The 17,942-nt window shown below is 70.1% G+C and carries 14 protein-coding genes; 7 read left to right on the top strand and 7 right to left on the bottom strand.

Annotated elements, in window-relative coordinates:
- Nucleotides 1-20 precede the first annotated feature (20 nt).
- Nucleotides 21-929 carry a cell envelope integrity protein TolA gene (tolA, locus tag ACQZ13_RS13540; RefSeq protein ID WP_431052695.1) on the top strand — a complete coding sequence of 303 codons (909 nt, stop codon included), beginning with the start codon at nt 21-23 and terminating at the stop codon, nt 927-929.
- Here tolA and ACQZ13_RS13535 read toward each other — a convergent pair.
- The 3 genes from ACQZ13_RS13535 to pcp all read right to left on the bottom strand — a co-directional run bounded on the left by ACQZ13_RS13535 (nt 907) and on the right by pcp (nt 3,871).
- On the bottom strand, nt 907-2,793 hold the full coding sequence (locus ACQZ13_RS13535; RefSeq protein ID WP_431052693.1) for a multinuclear nonheme iron-dependent oxidase: 1,887 nt from the start codon (nt 2,791-2,793) through the stop codon (nt 907-909). The two genes, tolA and ACQZ13_RS13535, sit on opposite strands and share 23 nt — an antisense overlap.
- Complete coding sequence (locus ACQZ13_RS13530; protein WP_431052691.1) at nt 2,790-2,993, bottom strand: hypothetical protein; 204 nt, start codon at nt 2,991-2,993, stop codon at nt 2,790-2,792. The genes ACQZ13_RS13535 and ACQZ13_RS13530 overlap by 4 nt, the downstream gene beginning before the upstream one ends.
- A 239-nt stretch (nt 2,994-3,232) precedes the next feature.
- Nucleotides 3,233-3,871 carry a pyroglutamyl-peptidase I gene (gene pcp / locus ACQZ13_RS13525; protein WP_431052689.1) on the bottom strand — a complete coding sequence of 213 codons (639 nt, stop codon included), beginning with the start codon at nt 3,869-3,871 and terminating at the stop codon, nt 3,233-3,235.
- Nucleotides 3,872-4,071: 200 nt separating this feature from the next.
- Between pcp and ACQZ13_RS13520 the strand changes: the two genes are divergently transcribed.
- Nucleotides 4,072-6,609, top strand: coding sequence for an ATPase, T2SS/T4P/T4SS family (locus tag ACQZ13_RS13520; protein ID WP_431052687.1), 2,538 nt, complete (start codon nt 4,072-4,074; stop codon nt 6,607-6,609).
- On the opposite strand, the gene ACQZ13_RS13515 is transcribed toward ACQZ13_RS13520, so the two are convergent.
- Nucleotides 6,587-7,912 carry a 3-deoxy-D-manno-octulosonic acid transferase gene (locus ACQZ13_RS13515; RefSeq protein ID WP_431052685.1) on the bottom strand — a complete coding sequence of 442 codons (1,326 nt, stop codon included), beginning with the start codon at nt 7,910-7,912 and terminating at the stop codon, nt 6,587-6,589. The genes ACQZ13_RS13520 and ACQZ13_RS13515 overlap by 23 nt on opposite strands.
- Before the next feature lie 19 nt (nt 7,913-7,931).
- Nucleotides 7,932-9,320: a phosphomannomutase/phosphoglucomutase gene (locus tag ACQZ13_RS13510; protein ID WP_431052683.1), complete on the bottom strand. Its 1,389-nt coding sequence runs from the start codon at nt 9,318-9,320 to the stop codon at nt 7,932-7,934.
- Between the two features lie 405 nt (nt 9,321-9,725).
- Here ACQZ13_RS13510 and ACQZ13_RS13505 point away from each other — a divergent pair, with 405 nt between their 5' ends.
- The 3 genes from ACQZ13_RS13505 to ACQZ13_RS13495 are packed head-to-tail and all read left to right on the top strand — an operon-like array spanning nt 9,726 to nt 12,777.
- Nucleotides 9,726-11,282 carry a DNA-3-methyladenine glycosylase 2 family protein gene (locus tag ACQZ13_RS13505; protein ID WP_431052681.1) on the top strand — a complete coding sequence of 519 codons (1,557 nt, stop codon included), beginning with the start codon at nt 9,726-9,728 and terminating at the stop codon, nt 11,280-11,282.
- Nucleotides 11,279-11,890: a methylated-DNA--[protein]-cysteine S-methyltransferase gene (locus ACQZ13_RS13500; RefSeq protein ID WP_431052679.1), complete on the top strand. Its 612-nt coding sequence runs from the start codon at nt 11,279-11,281 to the stop codon at nt 11,888-11,890. The genes ACQZ13_RS13505 and ACQZ13_RS13500 overlap by 4 nt, the downstream gene beginning before the upstream one ends.
- Entirely contained in the window at nt 11,887-12,777 is an 891-nt protein-coding gene (locus tag ACQZ13_RS13495) for a DMT family transporter (protein WP_431052677.1), read from the top strand. The genes ACQZ13_RS13500 and ACQZ13_RS13495 overlap by 4 nt, the downstream gene beginning before the upstream one ends.
- Here the strand turns inward: ACQZ13_RS13495 and ACQZ13_RS13490 are convergent.
- The gene (locus tag ACQZ13_RS13490) at nt 12,740-13,330 is read right to left on the bottom strand and encodes a TetR/AcrR family transcriptional regulator (protein WP_431052675.1); all 591 of its coding nucleotides are present in this window, start codon (nt 13,328-13,330) and stop codon (nt 12,740-12,742) included. The genes ACQZ13_RS13495 and ACQZ13_RS13490 overlap by 38 nt on opposite strands.
- A gap of 154 nt (nt 13,331-13,484) precedes the next feature.
- Here ACQZ13_RS13490 and ACQZ13_RS13485 point away from each other — a divergent pair, with 154 nt between their 5' ends.
- Complete coding sequence (locus ACQZ13_RS13485; RefSeq protein WP_088406895.1) at nt 13,485-14,762, top strand: MFS transporter; 1,278 nt, start codon at nt 13,485-13,487, stop codon at nt 14,760-14,762.
- A gap of 244 nt (nt 14,763-15,006) precedes the next feature.
- On the opposite strand, the gene ligA is transcribed toward ACQZ13_RS13485, so the two are convergent.
- Nucleotides 15,007-17,157, bottom strand: a complete 2,151-nt coding sequence (gene ligA, locus ACQZ13_RS13480) for an NAD-dependent DNA ligase LigA (protein WP_431052673.1) — start codon at nt 17,155-17,157, stop codon at nt 15,007-15,009.
- Between the two features lie 90 nt (nt 17,158-17,247).
- On the opposite strand from ligA, the gene ACQZ13_RS13475 reads away from it, so the two are divergent.
- Nucleotides 17,248-17,934 carry a hypothetical protein gene (locus tag ACQZ13_RS13475; protein ID WP_431052671.1) on the top strand — a complete coding sequence of 229 codons (687 nt, stop codon included), beginning with the start codon at nt 17,248-17,250 and terminating at the stop codon, nt 17,932-17,934.
- Nucleotides 17,935-17,942 lie beyond the last annotated feature (8 nt).

The following is a 17,942-nucleotide window of genomic DNA, read 5'->3' as shown; positions in this document are numbered from 1 at the left end:
CCGGGAAGCGATCCGCAGCGATGAGCACCATGGTCTCCCGATTCCACCCGGACCGCGATCCCCTGCGGCCGCCGCCCGCGCCCGGGCTGGGGCGCGGCTTCAGTTTCGCGATCGTCGCGCACGTGCTGCTGGTGGCGGCGCTGAGCTTCGGCGTCAACTGGCGCTCGGCGCCGGTGCCGGCGATGGACGCGGAGCTGTGGTCCGCCATCCCGCAGGCCGCCGCGCCCAAGGAACAGCTGCCGACGGAGCAGCAGCCCGAACCGCCCAAGCCGCAGCCCGAGCCCCCGAAGCCGCAACAGCCGACCCCGCAGGAAGTCCAGGCCCAGCGCGACGCCGACATCGCGATCGCCAAGGCCAAGGAGCGCAAGCAGAAGGAAGAGCAGGAGCAGCGCGAGGCCGAGGACAAGCGCAAGCAGGAGCAGCGCAAGAAGGACGAGGCGGACCAGAAGGAACGCGACCGCAAGGCCAAGGAAGAGCAGGCGAAGAAGGACGAGGCCAAGGACAAGGCCGCCGACAAGGCGAAAGCCGAGAAGGCCCGCAAGGAGTCCGAAGCCAAGGCCGAGGCACAGCGCCAGGAGAACCTGCGCCGCATCCAGGGCATGGCGGGCGGCACCGGCGCGCCGGGCGCGACCGGCACGGCCGCGAGGAGCTCGGGGCCGTCGGCGAACTACGCCGGCCGGATCAAGGCCCGCGTGCGTCCGAACATCATCTACAACGATCCGGGCGGCGATTCGAATCCGGAAGCGGAAGTCGAGGTGCGCACGGGTCCTGGCGGCTCCATCATCGGACGCAAGATCGTCAAGTCCAGCGGCCTGCCGGACTTCGACAGCGCCGTGCTGCGGGCCCTGGACAAGACCGAAAGCTTCCCCGCGGACACCGACGGCACCGTGCCCAAGGTGATGATCATCACCTTCCGCCCCAGGGAGTGACGGCCTTCTCGACGTTCTGGACGTTCTGGACGGTCTCGACGCGCGCCAGCCAGCCGCGCGAGACCGCCGCCGACAACCACGCGCTGAAATCGAAGCCGGAGCCGGCGGCCAGGAGCGCGCGCTCCAGGTCGAGCCCGGCACGCAGCGATTCCAGCCAGCGCACGGTCACGCCGTCGAGCGCCATCGACTGAGCACCCCAGCCGTCGCGCCACACCATCAGCGCGGCGCGCGGACCGTCGCCGAAGGACTCGTTCGCCAGGTCGAGCAAAGCCTGCGGACCGGGCGCCCCTCCCCCATGCAGCGCGACATGGTCCGCCAGGACCAGCCGCACCGCGCCGGCCGGCAGCCGGCCGAGCAGCGCCAGCGAGTTCAGGTCGGGCTGCGGATCGGCCAGGCGCGCCACCCGGTGCAGCTCCCATTCGATCCGGGCCAGCGCGGTCCAGAGCGGGGGCAGGCCTTGCGCCTCCGCGCCCGTGAGCAGGCCGATCAGGGCCTCGCCCCATTCGCCCAGGTCGCCGTCGACGGGCGGATGGCGGCGCCAGCAGGCCCAGGCCAGCGACGCGAAGCTGCCGGGCTGGTCCGCCTCCACGCGATCGCGCAAGCGCGGATAAACCGCCGCCAGCGCGCGGTCCGCCTGGGCGCTCACGTGCGCCTGGTAGGCGCGCAAGGCCCGCGGCAGCCCGCCGACGATGCCCGCGGGCGCACGCAGGCCGACCGGCGCCGGCGGCGTGGTGTCCGCGACGGATGGACCGGACGAACCGGACGAACCGGCCGAGCCTGACGAATTCGACGAGCCGGACGGGACCGACGCACCCGGCGCGGTCAGCAGCGCGGCCATCAGCCCGGACTGCAGGACCGCGAGGTCTTGATCGGCGGCGGATGACTCGATCTCGCGCGTCGGCGCCGTCCGCCGCCGTTCCCGTGCCGCGACCTGCCCCTCCGGCTGCAAGCGCTCCCCGCGCGACGATGGTCGCGGCGGCGGCGGTGCGATCTGCTCCCGGTCGAACGCGGCCTGCTCCGTGCGGGCGCGGGCCACCTCGCCGCACAGCGTCGCGAGCGGCGGCAGCGCGTGGTCCCATTCGATCAGGGTCGGTCGCGCGCCGATGTGCGCCAGCGCGTGGCGATACAGCGACCACACCGGCTCGCCGACTGTGCCGCCATGGTCGGCGACCACCATCCCTGCCATCCTGGAATGGCCCGACAGGTGGTACTGCCCCACGACGGCCGGGTTCACGGCGTCCAGCCAGGCGAGGCTCTCCTTCAAGGCCGATTCGTCGTCCAGGCCGCGATTGAGCGCGTTGACGAACAGGCTGTTCAGGTCGAGCAGCAGACCGCAGCCGGTCCGCCCGGCGAGGGCGTTGAAGAAGTCGGCCTCGTGGATCGCATCCTCCTCCCAGGCCAGGTAGGCGCTGAGGTTCTCGATCAGGATCTGGCGGCCGAGGCCCTGCTGCACGGCGTCCACGTGCGACGCCAGCAGCGACAGGCCGCGCTCGCTGAACGGGATGGGCAGTTGCTCGTGCGCGTGGACGGTCGTGAGGCGATGCCGCGCACGGGCGAATCCGGCGTGTTCCGATACCACCGCCGGCTTGACCGCGTCCACCAGCGCACGCACGCGCTGGAGGTGCCGGGTGTCGACGCCGGCCGCCGAGCCCAGGCCCAGTCCGGTGCCGTGCAGGCTGATCGGGAATCGCCGGGCGGCGTCCAGCAGCAGTTGCCGGCTGGCGCCGCCGGGCGCCAGGAAGTTCTCGGTGTGGACTTCCAGGAAATCCAGGTCCGGGGTGCCTCGCCCCAACACCTCGCGGTAGTGGGGCTGGCGCCAGCCGATCCCGACGGCGACCGGCCACAAGGCCGCGCCGCGCCTCACGAAGCCTCCTGGACGACGTAGGCCCATTCGTCGGGCACCCGGTCCCGTGCCGACGGGCCGGCGCAGTCGTGCTGGCCTGCCTTGACCAGGTCGTGGCACTTCTCCCGGGCCCGCGTCCCCGGCTCCGCGTCGGAAGCGGCGGATGCGCCGGCGGACAGGGAGGCCGTCAGCGCCGCGAGGACGATCTGGCGAATGGTCATGGATGACTCCGATGGGCGGGGCCATGCCCGCGAAGGTGGAAGGCGGCGCAGGCGACACCGGGCAGTTCCCTCGCCCTCGCCGCGCCTGGGCCCTCAGTTGGGCCATCCCTTCCCCTCGCTCTGCGCGTCCGGTTCCGTTCGTTGACATCGGTCAAGCGCCGGGGCGCCGTCCCGAGAACCGCTACGGAATGCGCAGACCGCGCGCCCGACCACCGTCCGTCCGGCGCTCAGCCAGGCTGTCAGTCGAGCTGCCCGCCGCCCGCGCGGATCTCCTGCGCGGTGACGGCCAGTTCCACGGCCAGCCGCGTGGCCGCGACCAGCGTGGTCAGCGGCAGGCTGGGCGCGCCGGGGTGGCGCGCGGCCTGTTCCGGCAGATACGGGATGTGCATGAACCCGCTGCGCAGCCCCTGTCCGTCCAGCCGATGCTGCAGCCCGTAGAACAGGTGATTGCAGACGAAGGTCCCCGCCGTCTGCGAGACGGACGCCGGAAACCCGGCCGCACGCAGGCCCGCCACGATGGCCTTGATCGGCAGCGTCGAGAAATAGGCCGCCGGCCCGTCCGCCACGATCGGTTCATCCACGGGCTGGGCGCCCGCGTTGTCCGGGATGCGCGCATCGTCCACGTTGATGGCGACCCGCTCCAGCGACAGGTCGCAGCGGCCTCCGGCCTGGCCGATCGCCAGCACCACCACGGGCCGCACGCGCTGCAAGGCCTCGTCCAGGCGCTGCAGCGCCTCGCCGAACACGCAGGGCAGCTGCACGGCCACGACACGGGCGCCGGCGATCACCTCGCCGTTGAGCGAACGCGCCAGCTCCCACGAGGGGTTGATGACTTCGCCGCCGAACGGGTCGAAGCCCGTGACCAGAAGGTTCTTCATGGCGACCAGTCTAGACGCGAGGCCTGACCCCGTGTGCGCGCCGGAGCCGTCCGGAGCGCTCTGGCGCGATGAGGAGCAGCGGTCGACCGCCGGCGCAACCGGGCATGCCACCTGCTTATCTGGGTAGTGACCACTCTGCAAACGGGTTAATCTCCCGCCTCAAGAATGTCCAGATACAAATTTCCCGCGGAGACCGCCAGATGACCGACCCGTCCGTGCCGCTGCAATGGCCTACAGCCCAGCCGGGCAGCGCTCCGGCCGACGCGGCACCGCAGTTCGAGTGGCCCACCCCGCCCTTCGCCGCCTACCCGCGGCCGCGGCCGCAGCGCGAGCCGCAGGCCTGCGAGATCATGGGACTGAACGGCAGTCGCACGGTCGGCAAGGTCATCCTGATGGTGCCGTCGGAGCGGCTGGCGCAGGTCGTCGTGCCGCCGGCGCGCAATGCGATGCCGCTGAAGTTCTCGCAGTTCAAGGCGCTCAAGCTGCTGCATGCGATCGAGGTCCCGCCGCGCGACCCGGCCGCGGCCAACGACGCGATGTCGCTGGACCAGCGTCCGCGCAGCGACTTCAAGCTGGTCTACCAGGGCGGCGAGGAACAGAAGGGCTCGACCATCGGCCATCACGAGACCGAGCTGGGCCTGTTCCTCTTCCCGCCGGTGAGCGAGACCAGCGACTGGGTGCGCTGCATGTTCGTGCCGCGCGAGGTGCTGGTCAGCTTCGAGGTCGGCGAGCGCATCGGCGACCTGCTGGTGCGCCAGGAAGTGGCGACGCAGGCACAGGTCGACGCCGCCGCGGATGAGCAGCGCGAGCTGCGCGACCGCCGCGTGGGCGACATCCTGGTGGCCACGCACATCGTCAGCGCCGAGCAGCTGATGCAGGCGATCGAGCAGCAGGCCAAGATGCCGATGGTGCGCATCGGCGAGGCGCTGCTGGCGCTGGACCTGATCACGCAGCCGCAGCTGGACGAGGCGCTCGCGCAGCAGAAGCAGGACCGCTCGGTCCCGCTGGGCGAGCTGCTGGTGCGCAAGGGCATCGTGACCCGCGCGCAGCTGCAGTCGGCGCTGGCCCGCAAGATGGGTTATCCGCTGGTCGACGCCGACAACTTCGCGATCGAGCCGGACTCGGTGCGCAAGCTGCCCTTCTCGGTGGCCAAGCGGCTGGAGGTGCTGCCGCTGGTGCTGCGCGACGGCCGCCTGATCGTGGCGATGGAAGATCCCACGCGGCGCGACTGCATCGACGAGGTCGAGTTCATCACCCAGCTCAAGGTCGTGCCGGCGCTGGCGCGGCTGGGTTCGCTGATGTTCGCGATCCCGAGCGCCTACGAGCGCTTCGGCAACCAGCCGGTGTCGGCCCTGGGCAGCGCCCTGCCCGCGCTGACGATGGACTTCGAGCTCGACAGCTCCGACAAACTGATCGAGACGCTGGAGCGCGAAGGCCAGGAACAGTCCGCCCGCGAGTCGGCGCGCGAGGAGGAGAAGGACCGGCAGATCGAGCAGAGCGACAACTCGCTGGTCCGGCTGATCAACACGATGATCATCGACGCGCACAACCAGAACGTGTCGGACATCCACATCGAGACCTATCCGGGCAAGGAGAAGGTCAAGATCCGCTTCCGCAAGGACGGCGTGCTGCAGCCCCACCTGGAGCTGCCGCACACCTACCGCAGCGCGCTGATCGCCCGGATCAAGATCATGTGCGACCTCGACATCTCCGAGCGTCGCAAGCCGCAGGACGGCAAGATCAATTTCGCCAAGTTCTCGGAACGCCACAAGATCGAGCTGCGGGTCGCGACCATCCCGACCAACAACAGCCTCGAAGACGTGGTGATGCGGATCCTGGCCTCGGCCAAGCCGATCCCGATGGAGAAGCTGGGGTTCTCGGAGCGCAACCTGCGCGAGCTGAAGGCGGCCTCGGAGCGGCCGTACGGCATGGTGCTGTGCGTGGGCCCGACGGGCTCGGGCAAGACGACGACGCTGCATTCGGTGCTGGCCAACATCAACAAGCCGGAACGCAAGATCTGGACGGCCGAGGACCCGGTCGAAATCACGCAGACCGGTCTGCGCCAGGTGCAGGTCAACCCGAAGATCGACTGGACCTTCGCCAAGGCGCTGCGCGCCTTCCTGCGCGCGGACCCGGACGTGATCATGGTCGGCGAAATCCGCGACGAGGAAACGGCGGAGATCGCCGTCGAAGCCTCGCTGACGGGTCACCTGGTGCTCTCCACGCTGCACACCAACAGCGCGCCGGAGACGGTCACCCGGCTGCTGGACATGGGCATGGACCCGTTCAACTTCGCCGACTCGCTGCTGGCGGTGCTGGCGCAGCGGCTGGTGCGTCGCATCTGCCCGTCGTGCCGCAAGTCGGAACCGATGACGGACGCGACGCTCAACGAGCTGCTCGACGACTACCTCCACGTGTTCTCCGCCGAGAACCGGCCGGACCGCGAGAAGGTGCTGGCCGAATGGAAGGGCCTCTACGGCCAGCCCAACCTGCTCCAGTACCACGCACCCGGCTGCGAGAAATGCGACAACTCCGGCTTCAAGGGCCGCGCGGGGCTGCATGAACTGCTGATCGTGACCCGCCCCATCCGCCGCCTCATCCAGACCGGCGGGCGGGCGGAAGAGCTCATGCACCTGGCCATGGCCGAAGGCATGACCACGCTGCGCCAGGACGGGATCGCGAAGGTGCTGCAGGGCGTCACCACCCTGGGCGAGGTCAGGTCGACGAGCAACCAGTAGCGAGTTGAAGAATCGGCGCGGCCATCCGCGCCGCCGCACCGCGATGCGCCGCGGCGAAGGCCGTGGCCGCTGCGGCCATCGCATCGCGTTCGGCTGTTTGCGTGAGCAGGGTCAGGGCTTGCGCCACCCCTTGCGGCAGCGTCTCGACGCGGCGCGCAGCACCGGCCTGCAGCGACAGCTCCGCCGCCTCGGCGAAGTTGAAGGTGTGCGGTCCCATGAAGAGCGGCACGCCGCAGGCGGCCGTCTCGATGAGGTTCTGGCCGCCCAGCTTCTCGAAGCTGCCGCCGAGCAGCGCGACGTCGGTCAGGCCGTAGTACAGCGCCATCTCGCGCATCGAGTCGCCCAGCCACACGTCCGCCACGCCCGCGCTCAAGGGCGGCGTGGCGATGTCGCTGGTGCCGAAGGCGCTGCGCCGCGCGAGCGTGAGCCCCGCGTCGTTCACCATCGCGGCGATCTCGTCGAAACGCTGCGGATGTCGCGGCACGATCAGCAGCAGCGGTGAGCCCGCAGCCGCCCTCGCCTGCGACGCCGCCTTCCACGCGGCCAGCATCGCGGCCTCCTCGCCTTCGCGGGAGACCGCCAGCATCACCACCGGTCGATTCAGTCCGGCGCGCCAGGCGCGACCGCGCGCGAGCAGCGCCTCATCCGGCTGAAGATCGAATTTCAAATTGCCGCAGATGCGGACGTCCTCGACGCCGGCTTGACGCAGGCGATCCGCGTCACCGGCCGTCTGCGCCAGCGCGAGCTTCAGGCTGCGCGCCGCCGGTGCCAGCAGCGCCTTGAACTTCTCGCCGCGACGCAGGCTGCGCGCGGACAAGCGCGCGTTCGCGAGCACCATCGGCACGCCCGCCTTCTGCGCCTCGTGCTGCACGTTAGGCCAGATCTCCGTCTCCATCAGCACGCCGACCGCCGGCCGCGTGCGCTTCAGGAATCGGCGCACCGCGCCCGGCGTGTCGAAAGGCAACCAGCGCTGCGTGTCGCCCTCGCGCAGCAGCGCGCGGCCGGCCTCCCGGCCGGTCGCCGTCGTGTGCGTGAGCAGCAGCCGCATGCCGGGCCGCTCCTGGCGCAGCCGCTCGATCAGCGCCGCGGCCGCCCGCGTCTCGCCGAGCGACACCGCATGCACCCAGACCGCACCCGGCGCGATCGCCTCGCCGAAGCCGAAGCGTTCGCCCGGATGCACCGCGTAGAGCGGCTCCTGGCGTCCGCGCAGGAACAGGCGCAGGAAGTACGCCGGCGAGGCGAGCCTCAGCACCGTGCTGAAGACGCCGCGCGCCAGGCGCTCCTTGAACGAATCGGCGGGCAAGGGACGATGCAACGGACGATCAGTGGCCGGACGTGAAGGTGATGTCCGGCTTCACGCGCTTGAGCTGGGCCAGCACTTCCTTCTGGATGCGCTCCAGCGCTTCCTGCGTGTGGCCTTCGAAGCGCAGCACCAGCACCGGCGTCGTGTTGGACGCGCGCACCAGGCCGAAGCCGTCGTCGTACTCCACGCGGATGCCGTCGATCGTGATGATGTCCTTGGCGTTCGGGAACTCGGCGATCTCCTTGAGCTTGGCGACGACCTCGTGGTGCTCGCCTTCCTTGCAGGGGACGTTCAGTTCCGGCGTGTTCACGCTGTTGGGCAGGTCGTGCAGGACCTTGCTCGGATCGTCGCTGCGCGACAGGATCTCCAGCACGCGCGCGGCGGTGTACATCGCGTCGTCGAAGCCGTACCAGCGCTCGGCGAAGAAGATGTGGCCCGACAGCTCGCCGGCCAGCGGCGCGCCCGTTTCCTTCAGCTTGGCCTTGGCCAGCGAGTGGCCCGTCATCCACATCAGCGGCTTGCCGCCGTGCTCCTCGATCCAAGGGGCCAGGCGTTGCGTGCACTTGACGTCGAAGATGATCTCCGAGCCCGGCAGACGCTTCAGGATGTCCGCGGCGATCAGCATGATCTGGCGGTCCGGCATGATCATCGTGCCGTCCTTGGTCACGATGCCCAGGCGGTCGCCGTCGCCGTCGAAGGCCAGGCCCAGCTCCGCGTCGGTCGCGTGCACGATGCGCTTGAGGTCCTCGAGGTTCTCGGGACGCGACGGATCCGGATGGTGGTTGGGGAAGTCGCCGTCCACCTTCGAGAAGATGTCCACCACCTCGCAGCCCAGCGCGCGCAGGATCGCCGGGGCGGTCGCGCCGGGGATGCCGTTGCCGCTGTCGACCACGATCTTCATCGGACGCGCCAGCTTGGCGTCGGTCACGATGCGATGCGTGTACTCGGCGATCACGTCCATCTTGGCGACGCGACCGTTGCCGGTGACGTAGTCGTCGGCCTCGATGCGACGCTTCAGGCCCTGGATCTGCTCACCGTAGACGGCAGCACCCTTCAGGACCATCTTGAAGCCGTTGTAGTCCTTCGGATTGTGGCTGCCCGTGACCATGATCCCGGAGTTGCAGCCATGCTTGCCGCGCGTCGCGGCGACGTAGTACAACATCGGCGTCGTCACCGAGCCGATGTCCACGACATCCAGACCCGTCGACTTCAGACCGCGGATCAGCGCGTCCACCAGCGAGGGACCCGACAGGCGACCATCGCGACCGACAGCGACCGCCTTTTCACCGGCATTGACCGCCTCGGTACCGAAGGCCTTGCCGAGCGCCTCGGCCAGCGCCTCGTCCAGCGTCGTACCCACGACGCCGCGGATGTCGTAAGCCTTGAAGATGGATGCGTGAACTTGCATGTGCTTCCTTGCAGGAATGGTGGAGATTCGAAACTGGGGCGCATTGTAGGCAGCGCCTATGAGGGCTCCGTGTAACCCGGTGCACGGAGGCCCAGAGAGGGCAATTACCGGGCCAGGGACTTCGTGGGGCCGAGCGCTCGGGAACCGGCCAGGGGCCCCTTTTCTCCATGCCTGTGGCCAGAGGCCACAGGCCTTCGCTAGGCACAAACAGTCCTCAGGACTGTTTGTGTCCGAGCGAAGTCCCTCCTTTGTCGGCCGCCCCGGCCTCCAAATTCCTTCCTAATACTTCCGAAAAGGGGCCCCTGGCCGGTTCCCTCCACACGTCTCGTGGTGGGCCTGGAAGGCCGGAGGGAGATGTCCGAAAACGGCGAGAACGCCTGGACATCGACTCCTATGATCCTGTTCATGGACTTCCTCCTCGACCCCGACCACTGCTACCCGGCGCTGCTGGCGCGGGACGCGCGCTTCGACGGCCAATGGTTCGTCGGCGTGACGTCGACCGGCGTCTATTGCCGACCGATCTGCCGGGTGCGCGCGCCGCGGCGCGAGAACTGCCGGTTCTTCCCGAGCGCGACGCTGGCCGAGGCGGCACGCTTCCGCCCCTGCCTGAAATGCCGCCCCGAACTGGCGCCCGCCGCACGTCCGTGGAGCACGATGGACGCCGCCGAGGTGCTGGCCCGCGAAGCCGCCCGCTGGCTCGACGAATGCGCGCCGGAAGAAGCCTCGCTGCCTGCCCTCGCCGCATACCTGGGCGTCAGCGAACGCCATGTGCGCCGCGTCTTCACCACCGTGCACGGCGTCGCCCCGCTGCAGTACCTGCAGACCCGCCGACTGCTGCTGGCCAAGCAGTTGCTGACCGATACGCGGCTACCGATCGGCGAAGTCGCGCTGGCGGCGGGTTTCTCCAGCCTGCGCCGCTTCAACGCCGCCTTCCAGGAGCACTACCGGTTGAGCCCCACCGCCCTGCGCAAGGGCGGCGCGGAAGCCGAGCCGAGCTCCGCCGGCGCCACGCTCGAAACCGCCGAGCTGCGCCTGGACCTGCGCCCGCCGCTGCTGAGCTCGGCGCTGCTGAACTTCCTCGCCGCCCGCGCGGTGCCGGGCGTTGAGCAGGTCGATGTCGAGCGGCTGACGGTGTCGCGCAGCGTGCGCTTCGTGCGACCGGGCCAGCCCGACGTGCTCGGCTGGCTGTCGGCGCGGCTGCCCGCCGACGGCGACGAGCGCCCCCGCGTGCGCCTGTCGCTGAGCCCGTCGCTGTGGCCGGTGATCGCGCCGTTGATGCCGCGACTGCGTCGCTGGCTGGATCTCGACGCCGATCCGCAGGCCATCGCCGCCGCGCTCGGCGAGACGCTGGGACCGGCCGCCGCCGGGCTGCGGCTGCCGGGCTCGCTGGACCGTTTCGAACTCGCGATCCGCGCCGTGCTCGGCCAGCAGGTGACGGTCGCCGCCGCCCGCACGCTGGCCACGCGTCTCATTGCCAAGTTCGGCGAGCCGCTGCCCGACGCCACCGGCGCCCCGCCCGGCGTCACGCATGTGTTCCCGACGCCGGCCACGCTGGCCGCCGCGACGGTCGACGACGTCGCTCCGCTCGGCATGCCCGGCCGCCGCGCCGAAGCGCTGATCCACCTCGCCCGCCAGTGGCCGGCACTGGCCTTCGCCCAGGGTCGAGGCACGGTGGAGGACGCCATCGCCGAACTGGCCGCCCTGCCCGGCCTCGGTCCCTGGACCGCGCACTACATGCTGATGCGCGGCTGGAGCTGGCCCGACGCCTACCTGCCGGGCGACGTCGTCCTGAAGCAATGCCTCGAAGAACGCGCCGGCACCCCCTTGCGACCGCGCGAGCTGATCGCCGCCGCCGAGCATTTCGCCCCTTACCGCAGCTACGCGGTGTTGCAACTCTGGCGGGATGCCGCGCTCAAACCCAAGGTCAAGGCTGTCAAGCCGCTCAAAGGAATCCCGTCATGAAGTCGACGCACACCGCCTGGACCGAGACGGACACCCCGCTCGGCCGCCTGCTGATCGCGCGTAACGCCCAGGGCCTGTCGGGTCTGTGGTTCGAGGCCCAGAAGTACCACCCGGGCGTGCTCAGCGCCCCGCGCGACGATGACGACGTCTTGCTGAAGGACACCGTCGCCGCGATGAAGGACTACTTCGCGGGTCGCGTGGCCGCTCTTCCGCCGATGTCGCCGACGGGCACCGCCTTCCAGGAAGCCGTGTGGAAGGCCTTGCTCGGCATCCCGTCGGGCGAGACCGTGACCTACGGCGAGCTCGCCGCGCGGTTGGGCCGTCCCGAGGCCGTGCGCGCCGTCGCCGCGGCGGTGGGCCGCAACCCGGTGTCGGTGCTGATCCCGTGCCACCGCGTCGTCGGCGCCGACGGCAGCCTGACCGGCTACGCCGGCGGCCTGCACCGCAAGGAGGCCCTACTGACAATCGAGGGCGGCCTCCCCGCTAAGCTCCGGGCCTCGCCGACAGAGACTCCTCCCGGACCACCGGCCATGCGCGGATCCGGCAAGCAGAACAACGACCGGCACGACAGCGACCGGCACGACAACAACCAAGAGGCCCCCGCGTGAAGCGAAGCGATCTGATCGAACTGCTCGTCCTGGCCGCCATCTGGGGCGCCTCCTTCCTGTTCATGCGGGTGGCCGCGCCGGAGTTCGGCGCCGTCGCGACGGCCGCCGTGCGCGTGGCCGGCGCGTCGCTGTTCCTGCTGCCGCTGCTGGGCCTGCGCGAGGGCCTCGGTGATCTGCGCACCCATTGGAAGGGCCTGCTGCTGGTCGGCCTGCTCAACAGCGCCTTCCCGTTCGCGCTGTTCAGCTTCGCCGCGCTGTCGATCAACGCCGGGCTGTCGAGCATCCTCAACGCCACCACGCCGATGTGGGGCGCGCTGGTCGCGTGGGCCTGGTTCGGGCAACGCCTGGACGGGTCGCGGATGCTGGGCCTGGCATTGGGCTTCGCCGGCGTGGTGCTGCTGGCCTGGGACAAGGCCTCGTTCAAGCCGGGCGGCAGCGGCTTCGCGATCGTCGCCTGCCTGATCGCCGCGCTGAGCTACGGCGTCGCCGCCAGCGCCACCAAGCGGTATCTCACCGGCGCCAGCCCGCTGGCCGTGGCCACCGGCAGCCAGTTCGCGGCCGCGCTGCTGCTGGCCGCGCCGGCCTGGTCGCTGCGTCCGGCCGCGCTGCCCAGCGGCCATGCGTGGGGCGCAGTCGCGCTGCTCGCGCTGCTGTGCACCGGCATCGCCTACATCCTGTTCTTCCGGCTGATGAAGCGTGTCGGCCCGACCAACACGATCTCGGTGACCTTCCTGATCCCGGTGTTCGGCCTGCTGTGGGGCTGGATCTTCCTCGGCGAGACGCTGAGCGCCGGCATGGCCGTCGGCTGCCTGGTCGTGCTGCTCGGGACCGCGCTGGCGGTGGGCGTGCTCAAGCTGCCTTCGACGTCGCCTCCAGCGACGTCTTGAGGATCCGGTCCGACAGTCCCGGCGCCGACCCGGCGCAGGCCCGGGCCAGGATCATCCCGCCGACCATCGTCGACAGGACCTGGATCGCGCGGGCCTCGTCCTCCGCGGTCGGCTCGTCGACCACCGTGCCGTCGGGCCGGTGCACGGCGAGTTCGCGCAGGTAGGCGGCGATGCCGCCGCTCATCGCATCGCGCAGCAGACCGCCGTCGCGCGCGGCGTCGACCGCCAGCGCCGCCATGGGGCAGCCCGCGCCCGGCGCGTCTCGGTGCGCCGCGCCGAAGTAGCGCTTGAGGAAGGGCTGATAGTCGCCGTCATGCTTCTCCAGCTGAGCGTTCAGGCGCGTCAGCGAGACGTCGAAGGCCACGTCGCAGGCCTCGGCCGCGAGCTCTTCCTTCGACGCGAAGCGCCCGTAGAACCCGCCGTGCGTGAAGCCGGCCTCGCGCGAGATCTCCGCCAGCCCGACGCCGGACACGCCGCGCTCGCGGTACAGCTTGGACGCCGCGTCCACCAGCGCCTTGCGGTTGGCTGCGGATTGCTCTTTGGTGACTTTCATGATGGTCACCATTGTAGGAAGCTCGTCCGCCAGCGCCCATCGACGCGCGATGCCGGATTTTGAGTAGGGACATCATCAAATCTGCGGCGCGTGTCGGGAATCCCGATACGATGGCGACCATCATTAAAACAAGCACCCCTGGAAGGATTCCCGCATGCTTGCCGCCGCCATGTCCCGACGCATGACCCATCGGGGTCTCCACTTCAGCTGGGTGATCGCCGGGCTGACCTTCCTGACGATGCTGTTCATGTCGGCGGCGCTGGGCCTGCCCGGGGCGATGCTGCAGCCGCTGGCGACGGAGTTCGGCTGGTCCACCAGCCAGATCTCGTCGGCACTGGCACTGCGCTTCGCGCTGTTCGGGTTGATGGGGCCGTTCGCGGCGGTGCTGATGGAGCGTTTCGGCGTGCGCGCCGTGGTCAGCGTGGCGCTGGGGCTGGTCGGCGGCGGGATGCTGCTGGCGGGGCTCGTCACGCAGCTGTGGCATCTGGTGGTGCTGTGGGGCGTGGTGCTCGGCCTGGGCAGCGGGATGACGGCGCTGGTACTCGGCGCGATCGTGTCCAACCGCTGGTTCGCGACGCGCAAGGGCCTGATCATGGGCATCCTGACGGCGAGCGCCGCGACGGGTCAGTTGATCTGCCTGCCGATCGCCGCCTGGATGATCGAGCGCTGGGGCTGGCGCGCACCGCTGCTGCCGCTGGCCGTGATGTGCCTGGCGGTGATGAGCCTGGTGCTGCTGTTCATGCGCGACCGGCCGTCGGACGTGGGCCTCGCGCCTTACGGCGCCGATCCGGCCGCCGCCGCGGCGCCTGCCGCGCCCGCAGCGAAGGTGGGCTGGCTCACGCCGTTCACCGCGCTGCGTGAAGCGTCGACGCAGCCGACCTTCTGGCTGCTCTTCGGCACCTTCTTCATCTGCGGGTTGTCGACCAACGGTCTGGTGCAGACCCACTTCATCTCGCTGTGCGGCGACTACGGCCTGGCGGCGGTGCCGGCGGCTTCAGTGCTGGCGATGATGGGGATCTTCGACTTCATCGGCACCATCCTGTCGGGCTGGCTCAGCGACCGCTACGACACCCGCAAGCTGCTGTGCTGGTACTACGCGCTGCGCGGGCTGTCGCTGCTGTGGCTGCCGAACGCGGAGTTCACCTTGTACGGGCTGTCGCTGTTCGCGGTGTTCTACGGCCTGGACTGGATCGCGACGGTGCCTCCGACGGTGCGTCTGACGGCGGAGCGCTTCGGTGCGGCGAAGGTCGGGATGGTGTTCGGGTGGATCTTCGCGGGTCACCAGATCGGCGCGGCGGTGGCGGCGTACGGCGCGGGACTGAGCCGCAGCCTGCTGCTGAGCTACGCCCCGGCGCTGTATGTCGCCGGCGCGGCCTGCCTGCTGGCGGCGGTCATGGCGATGGTGATCCGGCGAAAGACCGCAGCGGCCTGAGCGCTAAGGGCTTCAGTACTGCCACCGCCGCTGGCCCTCACCCCCGCCCTCTCCCGCAAGCGGGAGAGGGAGTGAGAATGCACCGAGCCACTCGGAGCAGCGGTAAGAGCGAGCCATTCGCACAGGAGTAAGAGCGAGCCATTCGCACAGGAGTAAGAGCGAGCCTTTCGCGCAGGAGCACTGGGGTGGCCCCCTCTCCCGCACCGCGGGAGAGGGCGGGGGTGAGGGCCAGCGGCCTGTGCAGTCAGCCGGCGTCGACGACGTCCGGCGGTGCGGCCAGCAGCGCCTGCAGGCCTTCCTCATCGAGGACCGTGACGCCCAGTTCGCGCGCCTTGTCGAGCTTGGAGCCCGCCTCCTCGCCCGCGATCACGTAGCTGGTCTTCTTGGACACCGAGCCGCTGACCTTGCCGCCGGCGGCCTCGATCAGTTCCTTGGCCTCGTCGCGCGACAGCGTCGGCAGCGTGCCGGTCAGCACCAGCGTCTTTCCCGCCAGCGGTTGCGGTCCGGCCGGCGCCGCGGCGGCGCCTTCCGATTGCGGGAAGGTGACGCCCGCCGCGATCAGCTGCTCGACGACCTCGCGGTTGTGCGCCTCGGCGAAGAACGCCGCAATGCTCTTCGCGACGATAGGCCCGACGTCCTTCACCGCGAGCAGCTGTTCCTCGCTCGCGCCCATCAGCGCGTCCAGGTTGCCGAAGTGCTTCGCCAGGTCCTTGGCCGTGGTCTCCCCGACCTGCCGGATGCCCAGCGCGAACAGGAAGCGCGCCAGCGTCGTGTGCTTGCTCTTCTCCAGCGCGTCGACGAGGTTCAGCGCGCTCCGGTCGCCCATGCGCTCCAGCGCGGTGAGCTTGGCCACGCCGAGCTTGTAGAGCCCCGGCAGGCTGGCGACGATGCCGCCATCCACGAGCTGGTCGACGAGCTTGTCCCCCAGCCCCTCGATGTCCATCGCCCGCCGACCGGCGAAGTGCAGCAGCGCCTGCTTGCGCTGCGCCGGGCAGAAGATGCCGCCGGTGCATCGATATTCCGTCCCGCCCTTCTCCCGCTCCGCCTTGCTGCCGCATACCGGGCAGGTGGCCGGCGCACCGTCCTTCTTGAAGCGGAAGTTGGACACGTACGCCGAGCGCGGCGCATCGACCTTGCCGACGACCTCCGGGATCACATCCCCGGCGCGTCGGATGATGACCTGGTCCCCGACGCGGATGCCCTTGCGGCGCATCTCGAAGAGGTTGTGCAGCGTCGCGTTGCTCACCGTCGTGCCGCCGACGAAGACCGGTTCCAGCTTGGCCACCGGCGTCAGCTTGCCGGTGCGGCCGACCTGGATGTCGATGCGGTCCAGCCGCGTGACCTGCTCCTGCGCCGGGTACTTGTGCGCCACCGCCCAGCGCGGCTCGCGCGAGACGAAACCCAGCCGCCGCTGCAGCTCGCGGTTGTTGACCTTGTAGACGACGCCGTCGATGTCGAAGGGCAGCGCGTCGCGCTTCTCGCCGATCGTGCGGTGGAACGCCACCAGGCCGTCGGCGCCACGCACCACCGCGCGATCCTCGTTGACCGGCAGCCCGTAGCTCTGCAGCGCGTCCAGCATCGCGCCATGCGTGGCCGGAATCTCCCACCCCTGCGTGTCGCCGATGCCGTAGGCGAAGAAGCTCAGCGGCCGCTGGCGCACCAGCGCTGGATCCAGTTGCCGGATCGCGCCCGCGGCCGTGTTGCGCGGATTGACGAAGGTCTTCTCGTTGGCGGCGCGCTGACGCTCGTTCAGCGCCTCGAAATCGTCGCGCCGCATGTAGGCCTCGCCGCGCACTTCCAGCACCGCCGCCTTCGCGCCCTCGCCCTTCAGCTTCAGCGGGATCTGCTTGATCGTGCGCACGTTCTGCGTCACGTCCTCGCCCGTCTCGCCGTTGCCCCGCGTGGCGGCCTGCACCAGCACGCCGTGCTCGTAGCGGAGGCTGATCGCCAGGCCGTCGAACTTCAGCTCGGCCGCGTACTCGACCGGCGCGGCGTTCTCGCCCAGGTCCAGCTCACGGCGCACGCGCGCGTCGAAGTTCTCCGCGCCGCTGGCCTCGGTGTCGGTCTCGGTGCGGATCGACAGCATCGGCACCACGTGCCTCACCGTCTCGAAGCCGTCCAGCACCTGCCCGCCCACGCGCTGCGTCGGCGAGTCCGGACTCAGCAGCTTCGGGAACGCGGCCTCGATCGCCTGGAGTTCCTGGAACCGCTTGTCGTACTCGGCGTCGGGCAGCGACGGCGCGTCCAGCACGTAGTACAGGTGGGCGTGGTGATGCAGCAGCTCGCGGAGTTCGGCGGCGCGCGCGGCGGCCTGTTCGGCGCTGAGGGAGGACACGGGAGTCGGATCGGATGTCGGCACGGCAGTCGGCACGGGATGGGACCTCGAGGGAGTCATGCGCGCATTGTGGCCCACCCCCACTGAGCCGCCGCCGGTCACAGCCGGCACCCTTGTCTTCTCGAACTCCCTGGAAAGGAGGTCTGTTCCATGACCGTCAACACATCCCGCCGCGCATCCCTCCCGGCACCGCGACACGCCGTCCTCCCCGCCTCGGCGCGCCGTCCCCGGCATCGCCGCCACGGCGCCCGTCCGCAACGCGGCGTCACGCTGCTGGAATTGCTGATCGGGGTCGGCGTGATCATCGTCGTGATGGTGATCGTGCTGATGGGACTGCGCAGCCTCAACAGCCAGATGGACCGGTCCGCCCTGCTGCGCCAGGCACCGCAGATCCGGGCCAACCTGGCCGGCTACGGCAGCAGCACGGGCGGGATGAGCTTCGCCACGCTGACCACCGCGCAGGCGAACGCCCTGGGCGCCTTCCGGCCGGAGACGGTGAGCGGCACCGGCAACGCGGTCACCGTGCAGCACGAGTTCGGCGGAAGCATCTTCGCGGCAGGATTCGGCCACGACTTCGGGAGCGTGAAGAGCGGCACGGGGTTCACGCTGAGCTACGCCGGCATTCCCAGGGCGCAATGCGCCAGCATCGCGCGCGGACTTGCGCTCGTGGCCGAAGGCCTCTGGGTCGGCGACGAGACGACTGAAACGCTGCTCTCCAAGCCCACCACCAAGATCGTGAAGACGCCCGGCAGCCCTGCGCCGATCAGCGTGTCCGAGCTCACCGACGCATGCACGACGACCGCCGACGTGGTCACCATCCACGCCCTGATGTCCTGAGCGCCCGG

This window comes from Roseateles sp. L2-2 (assembly GCF_050613215.1).
Taxonomy (GTDB): domain Bacteria; phylum Pseudomonadota; class Gammaproteobacteria; order Burkholderiales; family Burkholderiaceae_C; genus Roseateles; species Roseateles noduli.
Note: the sequence above shows the minus strand (reverse complement) of the source record. Positions and strands in the feature narration are given on the sequence as shown.